This is a genomic window from Parendozoicomonas sp. 2304DJ65-17 (genome assembly GCF_058148445.1).
Genome location: NZ_JBYVJV010000033.1, coordinates 1 through 341 on the forward strand (window position 1 = coordinate 1; position 341 = coordinate 341).

Consider the following 341-nt stretch of genomic DNA (forward strand, 5'->3'; position numbering starts at 1 on the left):
TTTGATACCGTTTTTAATGGCGCGGATGCCGTTATCGTTTACCAACTTGCTGCCGCTGGGAACGTGAACTGTTGGAATAATATTTTCAGACATTTAAAGAACACTCTCCAGGCTCCCCGGGATCACAGGTAGCTCGTCAGTCTTGTTAATTTCAGTATAACCAGTGAGTTCAGCCAGTTGTGAGACCAGAACATCGGTTATCTCAGATAATGTCGCGGAAGGGTTATAGTCATGCACCTGGGCAACAGACATTCCGGCATAACCACAGGTGTTTATTCTCTGGAAAGGCTCCAGTTCCATATCCACATTGAGAGACAAACCGTGGAAAGAGCAACCACTCC

1 pseudogene is annotated in these 341 nt (G+C 46.3%); it reads right to left on the reverse strand.

The annotated features are described in order from the left end of the window. Nucleotides 1-93: 93 nt before the first annotated feature. Nucleotides 94-341: pseudogene (locus tag ACY2RR_RS24420) on the reverse strand (hypothetical protein); the annotation flags it as partial.